The 3209-nt window shown below is 43.8% G+C and carries 2 protein-coding genes; one reads left to right on the top strand and one right to left on the bottom strand.

Translation table 11 applies throughout. The annotated features are described in order from the left end of the window. Nucleotides 1–304: 304 nt before the first annotated feature. The gene (gene gnd / locus IM509_RS18465) at nt 305–1732 is read right to left on the bottom strand and encodes a decarboxylating NADP(+)-dependent phosphogluconate dehydrogenase (protein ID WP_072927396.1); all 1428 of its coding nucleotides are present in this window, start codon (nt 1730–1732) and stop codon (nt 305–307) included. 504 nt (nt 1733–2236) lie between these two features. Here gnd and IM509_RS18460 point away from each other — a divergent pair. Then, the gene (locus tag IM509_RS18460; RefSeq protein WP_185237471.1) at nt 2237–3019 is read left to right on the top strand and encodes an MBL fold metallo-hydrolase; all 783 of its coding nucleotides are present in this window, start codon (nt 2237–2239) and stop codon (nt 3017–3019) included. Nucleotides 3020–3209 lie beyond the last annotated feature (190 nt).

Raw genomic sequence — 3209 nt, 5'->3', positions numbered from 1 at the left:
CTTTCCGAAAGTCCTTGACTTGTTTTAGTTTTTCTATTAAGCTCAACATATCTTTCAAAAGTTCGCGTTCACTTCTCATTTTACAAAGACAGTGATCGCTTTTACTTTTGATATTCTGATGGGAGAATGAAACAGCCCTACCCAACCCCCCGACATCGGGGGGGTGTGGGGAGAAACAATTCATAACTTGAGAGTTAATCACACTATTAAAAACGGATTTGGTATTAACTCTTAATCAGAAAAATATCGCCCAAAAATTCCCCTTTTTAACGGAAATAAAAAGGGGAGAAAATATCAGATAGCTTTACAATTCAGTCATCCATTCCGTATGGAAAAACTCACCTCTGGGTTTATCGGTACGTTCATAGGTATGAGCGCCAAAATAATCCCGTTGTGCTTGGGTGAGATTTTGCGGTAAATTGGCCCGACGATAACTATCAAAATAGTCCAAAGAAGAACTAAAAGCCGGGACGGGAATTCCCAACTTATTAGCTAAGACTAACACCTCACGCCAAGCTTCTTGGCGATCGAGGATACTTTGCTTAAATTCCGGCGCTAACAACAAATTCGGCAGGCCCGGATTTTCCGCAAAAGCCTTGCGAATTTTATCCAAGAAACCGGCCCGAATAATACAGCCGCCCTTCCAAATCCGGGCCGATTCCGGCAGACTGATATTATAGTTAAACTCCTGAGAAGCTTTAGCGATTAAAGCCATACCCTGGGCATAGGAACACATTTTCGAGCAGTAAAGAGCATCACGCACCTTATCCACAAATAGTGCCGCATCCCCCGGATAGGTTTCCCCAGGTCCGGGTAACTCTTTGGCGGCTGCCACCCGTTCATCCTTATAAGCGGACATCACGCGAGCATTAACCGCAGCATAAATGGTCGGAATTGGCACCCCCAACTCCAAGGAACTTAATACAGTCCAGCGTCCTGTTCCCTTTTGTCCCGCCGAATCCAAGATTAAATCTATCAGATGATGACCAGTTTCCGGGTCAACATACTTAAAGATATCGGCGGTAATTTCAATTAAATAAGAATTAAGCTCATCGGTGCGGTTCCACTCGGCGAAAGTTTCCTGTAACTGCTGATTGCTTAATCCTAGACCATTTTTCAGTACATCGTAGGCTTCCGCAATTAACTGCATATCGCCGTACTCGATGCCATTGTGAACCATTTTCACATAATGGCCCGCACCACCAGATCCCACATAGGTGACACAGGGACCATCATCGACTTGGGCGGCAATTTTAATTAAAATCGGCTCTAATTCCCGATAGGCGAACTCTGTACCCCCCGGCATCAGGGAAGGACCGTGCAGAGCGCCTTCTTCGCCACCACTGACTCCCATGCCGACAAAACCCAGTTTAGTGGTCGATTCTAGGTCGCGGGTGCGTCTTTCCGTGTCCTCGTAGAGGGAGTTACCGCCATCGATAATCATATCTCCTTCTTCGAGAAGGGGTTTTAATTGTTCGATCACGGCATCCACCGGCGGGCCAGCTTTTACCATGACCAGAATTTTGCGGGGACGCTCTAAAATTTGGACGAATTCTTCTAAACTATAGGCCGCCTTGACATCTTTGCCGACGGCGCGAGTTTCCATAAATTCTTTAGTTTTGCTGGCGGTGCGATTGTAAACAGCGATGGGAAAACCCCGACTCTCCACATTGAGAGCGAGATTTTCTCCCATGACAGCTAGTCCGATAACACCGAAGGTACGTTTAGTCATAGAAATTCAGTCTTGGCTGATGCGTTCTTCTTCCCCTTTTAGCGCCTACTTTCCCTAAGATAGCTAAACTTTCCCTATTTCTTAAGCCTTGACTAATCAGTGATCAGTGATCAGTAATCAGTAATCAGTGATCAGATTTGGGTTTTCAGTGAACAGCATTAAGTGAGGAGTGTTACAGCGTTTCTCCTCAAGATGAAGTGTAATCCAAGTAGATAGGTATTAAAAACTTTCAGATCCCCCCGCCTATCGGCACCCCCCTTATCAAGGGGGGCAGGGGGGATCGAACCTAAAATCCATTTTTAATTTAATTATAACCAGCTACTTAATTTGGTATCATCCCCAGACGACTGGCTACTGTTGCCCGTTCCCTAAAACCAGAGACTTCCTACCTCACCATTAAGATAACTGCTATAAATGGCATTCACTGATGACTGAAAAACCCCCAAGCGCAGAAAAATTAATGCTAATGTTAAATTAAATTAAGAAAATCCTCATTCTTGTTATATGCAGTTAACTTGGCTTGATAGTAATTCTTGGTTAATCGAAATCGGGGGAAAACGCCTGCTTCTCGATCCTTGGTTGGTAGGTTCCTTGACTTTTGGTAATTTAACTTGGCTATTTGAGGGCAAAAAAACCGCTAATCATGCCATTCCCGAACATATCGATCTGATTCTTCTCTCCCAAGGTTTGGAAGATCACGCCCATCCTCCTACTTTACAGGTACTTGATCGCCAAATTCCCGTGGTAGCTTCTCCTAATGCCGAAAAAGTGGTTCGAGCGCTCAATTATACCCATCGCATTTCTTTAACCCACGGCTCTAGTTATATCTTTGACAATGCGATCGAAATTACTGCTGTCCCCGGTTCTCCAATCGGGCCGACTCTAGTGGAAAATGGTTATGTTATCAAGGAATTAGCGACAAATCAGAGTATCTACTACGAACCCCACGGTTATCATTCTCCTAGCCTCGATTCTCTTGGTAAAATCTCCGTGATTATTACTCCTTTGATTGACTTAAAAATACCTTTCCTCGGACCGGTAATCAAAGGACAAGAAAGTGCCTTAGCAGTTTGTCAACGCTTGCAGCCCGAATATATTATTTCTACGGCTGCCGGTGGTGATATCGAGTTTAAAGGATTATTGATGGCGGTGTTAAGTGCTGGGGGTAGTCCCGAATCCTTTCAAGAATTATTAACATCCCATGACTTGCCGACAAAGGTAATTGATCCTCGTCCTTGGCAACCTTTTACGGTGGAATTAGGCGAGTGCGTTCCGGGTTTGAGCTAATCTGAGTTAAGGGAAGAATAGAAAAAAGTTAAAACTTTCTTCCCGATTTTTATCTAAAAAAGTAGAATTTTTGTTATAAGTAGATAGGTATTAAAAACGGTTCTTCGGTTTGTGTTATGCAATGGACGGGGGTTATAAGGGATGGAACCTTTATATAGAAAGGCATTTAGCGATTTTTGTCAATTGTTTT

Source organism: Microcystis sp. M31BS1, from assembly GCF_020245285.1.
In the GTDB taxonomy this organism is placed as follows: domain Bacteria; phylum Cyanobacteriota; class Cyanobacteriia; order Cyanobacteriales; family Microcystaceae; genus Microcystis; species Microcystis panniformis.
The sequence above is the reverse complement of the archived record's forward strand: the minus strand, read 5'-3'. Positions and strand labels throughout refer to the sequence as shown.

Excerpts from the sequence above, each read along its gene's own strand:
- gnd (WP_072927396.1), bottom strand. The coding sequence starts at position 1,732 with ATGACTAAACGTACCTTCGGTGTTATCGGACTAGCTGTCATGGGAGAA.
- IM509_RS18460 (WP_185237471.1), top strand. The coding sequence starts at position 2,237 with ATGCAGTTAACTTGGCTTGATAGTAATTCTTGGTTAATCGAAATCGGG.